Source organism: Fusobacterium sp. (genome assembly GCF_029258315.1).
Lineage (GTDB): Bacteria > Fusobacteriota > Fusobacteriia > Fusobacteriales > Fusobacteriaceae > Fusobacterium_B.
The window spans coordinates 1-6,546 of the sequence record NZ_JARHZE010000018.1 but is presented as its reverse complement, the minus strand read 5'-3'; the positions used below and the strand labels follow the sequence as shown (position 1 = coordinate 6,546).

Annotated in this window: 6 protein-coding genes; 3 read left to right on the top strand and 3 right to left on the bottom strand. The window is 26.1% G+C overall.

Annotation, left to right across the window (positions count from 1 at the left end; all coding sequences use genetic code 11):
- Nucleotides 1–62: 62 nt before the first annotated feature.
- From Q1J48_RS01390 to Q1J48_RS01380, 3 genes are all read right to left on the bottom strand, one after another.
- Nucleotides 63–2,000: a diguanylate cyclase gene (locus Q1J48_RS01390; protein ID WP_300327883.1), complete on the bottom strand. Its 1,938-nt coding sequence runs from the start codon at nt 1,998–2,000 to the stop codon at nt 63–65.
- Nucleotides 2,001–2,127: 127 nt separating this feature from the next.
- Nucleotides 2,128–3,051, bottom strand: coding sequence for an NAD(P)/FAD-dependent oxidoreductase (locus Q1J48_RS01385; protein ID WP_300360678.1), 924 nt, complete (start codon nt 3,049–3,051; stop codon nt 2,128–2,130).
- A gap of 15 nt (nt 3,052–3,066) precedes the next feature.
- Entirely contained in the window at nt 3,067–3,690 is a 624-nt protein-coding gene (locus Q1J48_RS01380) for an MBL fold metallo-hydrolase (RefSeq protein WP_300360677.1), read from the bottom strand.
- Nucleotides 3,691–3,851: 161 nt separating this feature from the next.
- Here Q1J48_RS01380 and Q1J48_RS01375 point away from each other — a divergent pair, with 161 nt between their 5' ends.
- From Q1J48_RS01375 to Q1J48_RS01365, 3 genes are read left to right on the top strand one after another with little or no spacing between them, the layout of a single operon-like run.
- Entirely contained in the window at nt 3,852–4,619 is a 768-nt protein-coding gene (locus Q1J48_RS01375; protein WP_300360675.1) for an ABC transporter permease, read from the top strand.
- On the top strand, nt 4,612–5,328 hold the full coding sequence (locus Q1J48_RS01370) for an ABC transporter ATP-binding protein (protein ID WP_300360674.1): 717 nt from the start codon (nt 4,612–4,614) through the stop codon (nt 5,326–5,328). Before Q1J48_RS01375 ends, Q1J48_RS01370 begins: the two co-directional genes overlap by 8 nt.
- Nucleotides 5,329–5,383: 55 nt before the next feature.
- Nucleotides 5,384–6,322, top strand: coding sequence for an NrtA/SsuA/CpmA family ABC transporter substrate-binding protein (locus tag Q1J48_RS01365; RefSeq protein WP_300327873.1), 939 nt, complete (start codon nt 5,384–5,386; stop codon nt 6,320–6,322).
- The last annotated feature ends 224 nt before the right edge of the window (nt 6,323–6,546 follow it).

Genomic DNA, 6,546 nt, shown 5'->3' with positions numbered 1-6,546 from the left:
AAAAAAAGTTGTAACTAATTAAAATTAATTACAACTTTCTCTATATTAAATATTATTAAATTTTATAAAACTACTATTCTATTTCTTCCCTCTTCTTTTGCTTTATACAGAGCTTCATCTGCTTTTTTAATCAGTGATAAAAAAGTATTTTTATCATTTACTACTCCTTGAGTTCCACCAACACTTAACGTTATATGATCTGACACAAGAGATTTTTCATGTATTATCTTTTCCTCTTCTAATTTAAAATATATTTTTTTATAAATATCTTCTAGATATTCCTTATCAGACTTTCTTAAAATAATTAAAAACTCTTCTCCACCATATCTAATAACAGAATCTTTTTTCCCAATCGAACTTTTCAAAATCTCAGCTACTGTTTTTATAACAATATCTCCCTTTATATGTCCATAATTATCATTATATTTTTTAAAGAAATCTATATCAATCATTAAAATTCCCATATTAAAAATTTTATTTTTTTCTAAACTTTTATAAACTTCATCTAAGTATTTTCTATTATAAACTTCTGTTAATTGATCTGTTAGATTATTTTCTTTTAATTTTATAATTTTTAAAATTTGAGAAACTGCTCCAAACAAGATAGCGAATAAAATACCTACCAATAACTTTATTTTTAAAGCTGTTTCCTTCTCCTTTTCTTTTAATTTCTTTTCCTCAAAAGAACTTTTAACAAATTTTAAATAATTTTTCTTTAGCATCAAATTTTCTCTTTTATTAGATTCATCATATTTATCATAAACCTCAAAAAACTTTTCTATCTTATTATTCTTTTTATAAATTTCCATTTGTAATAAATAAATAGCCTCTTCAAATCCCGATTCATTTTCATCATTGGTTATCAAAAGTTCATTTAATAATTCTAATGCCTTTTTCTCTTTTCCATCTTTTAAATAAAGTTCTGCATAGGAAAAATTTATATGCATATCAACATTCAAAAACCCACTATTTCTATTGCTCTTTAACAGAACTTTACATTTTTCTAAATATTCTTTTGCTTTTTCTATATTTCCTTGATAAATCTCAATTCTTGCCAAATTATTATAGAAAAGTAACTCAACATCTCCTAGTATATCTTTTGGAATAAAAGTAAGTACCTCTTTTGTTTCATAAGAACTTTTTCTCGCTGATTCATAATCTTTAATTTCTATATAGGCAGCAGTTCTATTTATATAGGAACCATATTTTGTTATAGCATTTTCTTCATTATCTTTTAAAAATATTGATATAACCATATTATATTGATCAATGGCATCTTCATAATTTTCCAAAAGAAAACTCATATTTCCAATATATTCATAGGCTTTCATTTTTAATCTATTTCTTTGTTCTGTATCTTTTATTTTATCAGCATCTAAAATTATTTCATAAAAAAGATGTATACTTTCAACATAGTTTTCATTTAACATCTTTAAAACACCAATAAATCCTTTTAACTTTATCTGTGTGATTAATTCTAAATTTTTTACCTCTTTCATATACTCTTCAAGAATTTCAATAGATATATTTCTAGACTCTTCATCTGATATTATAACAACTAGTACCTTCCAGATAAATCCAGTATTATTTTTTAGCTCTGATATCTTGCCAATGTTTTTCATAATATACTTAGCTCTTTCTATGCTCCCACCCTCTTTTAAAACATTTTCACAATTATTTAAGAAAAAGTTTAAATATACATCAAAAACTACATCATTTCCTTTATTATTTTCTTGTGCTTTTAATAAAAATTCATAGGCCTCATCTAAATTATTTAGATAATATTCTTCTATCCCTTTTAATAAATAATATTCTTTTGAGTTTTCTTGAAATTCAGAAAGATTTATTATTTTTTCTAAATTTTCATTTTCTTTAAATTCAATTATTTTATTATAGATTAAACTCTTTTTTAATTTTCTTTTTTCCTTATTTTTATAAAAATATATTCCACCAATAATAGTCATAAAAACCAATGCTATAATAAAACGCCTATTTTTCATTCTTTCTCCCTTTACCCCTTAAATATATAACAGAGTTATTATATCACTATTTCTTTTTAAAATCTAGAAATAAAAAAATCTTAGAAACCTTTACATTTCTAAGATTTAAAAATTTTATTTTTATCTTTTATTTCTTTTTATTTTTTAATATATATTTTATAACTTCCATTCCAGCAATTGTTCCATCATTAACAGCAGTTGTAACCTGTCTTACTTTTTTAGCTACCATATCTCCAGCTACAAATATTCCATCAACTTTAGTTTTCATTGTATCATCTGTTTCTGCAAATCCAGTCTTATCTAAAGCTACAAACTCCCCTATAAGTTCAGTTAAGTTTTTAGTTCCTAGATAAAGGAAAGCGTATTGAGTTGGAAACTCTTTATCTTCACCATCTATTGTTACAATGGCATTTTCAAGATATTCATTTCCTTTTAATTCTTTTACTTCAGCATTTAAATAAATTTTTACCTTTTCATTTTCTTGTAAAAGTTTTAAAGATTCTTCACTACATTTAAATTCATTATCTTTTACAAAGATATTTATCTCTTTTGAAAATCTTGTTAGGAATAGAGCCTCTTCAGCTACCTCTTCCCCTTGACCAAATAGTGAAACTGTCATATTTCTTGTAAATGCTCCATCACAAGTTGCACAGTAAGAAACTCCCGCACCTAAAAATTCTTTTTCTCCAGGTAATTTCTTTCCAGCATTTTTTCCAGCTCCAAGAGCCAAAACTATTGTTCTTGCCTCAAAGTTTTCCTTATCTGTTTTTACTATTTTAGGATCTGAATATATATCTATTCCTAAAAAAGTCCCATTTAAAAATTCTACTCCAAACTTCTCAGCTTGTTTTCTCATTTGGGCAAGTATCTCTTTTCCACTTACATCTTCTGGAAATCCTGGATAATTTTCTATTGAGTGAGCCATAGCAAGACTTCCCACTCCTTCTTTCTCTATAACTAATACAGAAAGATTACTTCTTCCAGCATATATTGCTGATGTTAAACCAGCAGGTCCTCCCCCAACAACTACTAAGTCATATATTTTTTTCATTTCTTCCTCCTAAAATTATAGTATTCCTAGAGAAGATAAAAATATCTTTTCCTCTCCTATTGTTGTACTTTCAGTGTGTCCACTATATACAACTGTTTCGTTTGGTAGTTTGCACAATCTTCTTAAACTATTAAAAAGTTGTTCTCCACTACTTCCTGGAAAATCATATCTTCCAAAACTTCTTCTAAACATTGTATCTCCAGATATTAAAATTTTATCCTCTTCATCAAAGAAACATTTTGAACCTACTGTATGTCCTGGAGTGTCTATAACTCTAAATTTTCCTATTACATCTCCACCTTTTATTCTTTTAAATGGCCCATTATATACAAAATCTATCCCAAAAATATAGTTGGAATGGCTTTGATTAGGATCAACTAAACATTCAGCGTCCTCATCTCCTATAAGAACTTTTGCATCTGGATAACTGCTTTTTACTCTATTTAATCCACAGATATGATCTGAATGCCCGTGAGTTAAAATTATATATTTTAAATCCAATTTATTTTCATCAATAAAATCTATTATTTTATCTATTCTTTCCCCCTCACAATCAAATAAATAAGCTGTTCCATCATCTTCCCAAGCTAAATATGAATGTGTCATAAATCCACCAGTATTAAATCTTTTTATCTTCATTGTATCCTCCATATTCTTTCTTAGTTTTCTTCTATTATATAATAACATTTTTTAATTATTTTTTCAATTCCTTACTAATTTGTAAAAATTACAATTTACTATCTTGATTTTATATTTTTACTATGTTAAAATTAAATAATAAAATAATTTAGAAAGGCAAAATGATGGTTAATAAAAATATTTTTAAAAAATTTATATTATTTTTTATAATTATATTTATTTGGTTTGTAGGCTCTTATTTCAAACTTTGGAATCCTTTTTTAATTCCACCACCTACAAAGGTTTTAGATACTTTTATTATACTTCTTAAAAATGGAAAACTTTTCCACCATTTTTTTATCAGTTTTATTAGGATATTTTCAGGATTTTTTATAGCTCTTTCTTTTTCTGTACCTCTAGCTATAATTTTTGGATTATTTCCTAAATTTTTTATATATTTTAAAGGTGTTTTAGAATTTTTAAGACATACACCACCTCTTTCACTTATGCCTTTGATAATTTTGTGGTTTGGTATTGGAGAAACTTCTAAGATTATAATTATAATTTTAGCCTCTTTTTTCCCATTATTTCTAAATACTTTCAAAGGAATAAATTCCTGTGATAAAAAACTTATTGAAGTTGGACAGGTTTTTGGACTGAATAAATGGGAGATATTTAAAAAAATTATAATTCCAAATGCTATCCCAGATATTCTACTTGGAATAAAATTAGCTATTGGATATTCTTGGAGAGCTATTATAGGAGCTGAAATGATAGCTGCATCTTCTGGGCTTGGTTACCTTATCCTTGATGGACAGATTTTATCAAGGATCGATATAGTTGTCATTGGGATCTTATCCATTGGGATCTTTGGATCTATAAGTGATTTTATTGTTGAAAAAGTAATAAATAAATTTTTAAAAAGAAGAGGGGTAGATTGTTTTGAGTAAATTTATTATTAAAAATCTTGAAAAAACTTTTATAAATGATAATAAAAATAATACCCTTTTTAGAGATATTAATTTAGAAATTTCAGCAGATAAGATAACTGTTATCTTAGGAAAAAGTGGTTGTGGTAAAACAACTCTTTTAAGAATTATAGCTGGTTTAGAAAAAATTTCATCTGGAACAGTTGAGTATCTAGATGATAAAAAAAATAAAGATTATAAAATAGGATTTGTTTTTCAAGAGAGCCGTCTAATGCCTTGGTTATCTGTTGAAGACAATATTAAAATTCACGATACTAAAAATAAAATATCAACTTCTGATATTGATAGATTTTTAGATTTGGTCTCTTTAAAAGATTGTAAAAAACTTTTTCCAAATGCTCTTTCAGGAGGAATGAGCAATAGAGTTGCCATAGCTAGAGCTCTTGCATATAATCCAGATATTTTATTGATGGACGAGCCTTTTTCAGCCTTAGATTATTTTACTAGAAAAAATTTACAACAAACTTTAATAGAAATTTTTAAAAATACAAAAAAAGGAATTATTTTTGTGACCCACGATATTGATGAGGCTATAACCATAGCCAATGATATTATAGTTATATCCAATGGAAATTTTAAGACTTTTAATATAAAAAATCCTCAACCAAAGGATATTGATAAATTGGAATTTTTAGAATTAAAAAAAGAAATAAAAGAGTTATTAAAATAATATAATTAAATAAAAGGAGGTTAGTGAGAAAATTTTATTTTCTTACAAAATTATTATGAAAAAAATTTTTGCTGTTTTATTAGTTGCACTTGGTGTATTTACTGGTTGTTCTAAGGAAAAGGCTGAAGATTTTCCAAAGGAACTAAATATGACATATGTTAAAGCACCTCTTAACATTCCTTCTATTTTAGGAAGAAATGATAAGATATTTGAGAATGAGTTTGCTAAAGAGGGAACAAAGGTAAACTTTTATGAACTTACTACTGGACCTGAACAAATTCAAGCTCTAGCTTCTGGACAAATGGATTTTCTTTATGCTTTAAGTGCTCCATCTGCTTTAATTGGAGCTTCTAATGGAGTAAATTTAAAATTAACTGGTGTTTATACTAGAGCTCCTAAAGTTTTTATGATTTTAACTAAGGACGAAAATATAAAATCACCTAAAGATTTTATAGGAAAAAAAGTAGTTGGACCAAAAGGAACTATACTTCATCAACTTTTAGTTACTTATCTAAATACTGAAAATGTTAATCCTGATGATGTAGAACTTATAAATATGGGACTTCCTGGAGCTATGTCAGCTCTTTTAAATGGTAGTGCTGATATTGCTCTTTTAGCTGGACCTGTTGCTCTTAACACTATAAAATCTGGAGCAAAAGTTATCACTACTGGAGAGGGACTTGTACAAGGATTAGTTGTTACTGCAGTAAGAGGAGATTTTTTAGAAAAATATCCTAAGGCTGTTGAAAAATTCAATGAAGTTAATAACAGTATTCTAAATATTATAAATAATGATTTTGAATCTATTGTTGATAAAGTTGCAACAGAAGTTCAAAATACTCCTGAAGAGGTTAGAACAATGTTCCCTCTTTATGATTTCAATACTGAAATAACAGAAAATGATATTAAAGATTTAAAAGCTACTCAAGAGTTTTTAATAGCTAACGGACTTCAAGAGAAACCTGTTGATATAGAAAAATTAATAATAAAATAAACTTTTTTTAAAATGGGACTGTTGCAAATTGATGATTTTTAATCATTAATTTGCTCAGCTCTTTTTATTTTAAATAAAAAATGAGCCTGTGAAAAAAATTCTGTAAATTAAATAATACTAACTTTTAATAGCTTTCTATGATAAAATTAATATCATAGGAGGCTATTTTTTATGGAAAAGAAAAAAAGAAAAGGTATTCAAATGACTGAAGGAAAAAGAAATAT

Bases quoted from the DNA above. Each gene is read 5' to 3' on its own strand.
- Q1J48_RS01390 (WP_300327883.1), bottom strand. From the start codon at position 2,000: ATGAAAAATAGGCGTTTTATTATAGCATTGGTTTTTATGACTATTATT.
- Q1J48_RS01385 (WP_300360678.1), bottom strand. From the start codon at position 3,051: ATGAAAAAAATATATGACTTAGTAGTTGTTGGGGGAGGACCTGCTGGT.
- Q1J48_RS01380 (WP_300360677.1), bottom strand. From the start codon at position 3,690: ATGAAGATAAAAAGATTTAATACTGGTGGATTTATGACACATTCATAT.
- Q1J48_RS01375 (WP_300360675.1), top strand. From the start codon at position 3,852: ATGATGGTTAATAAAAATATTTTTAAAAAATTTATATTATTTTTTATA.
- Q1J48_RS01365 (WP_300327873.1), top strand. From the start codon at position 5,384: ATGAAAAAAATTTTTGCTGTTTTATTAGTTGCACTTGGTGTATTTACT.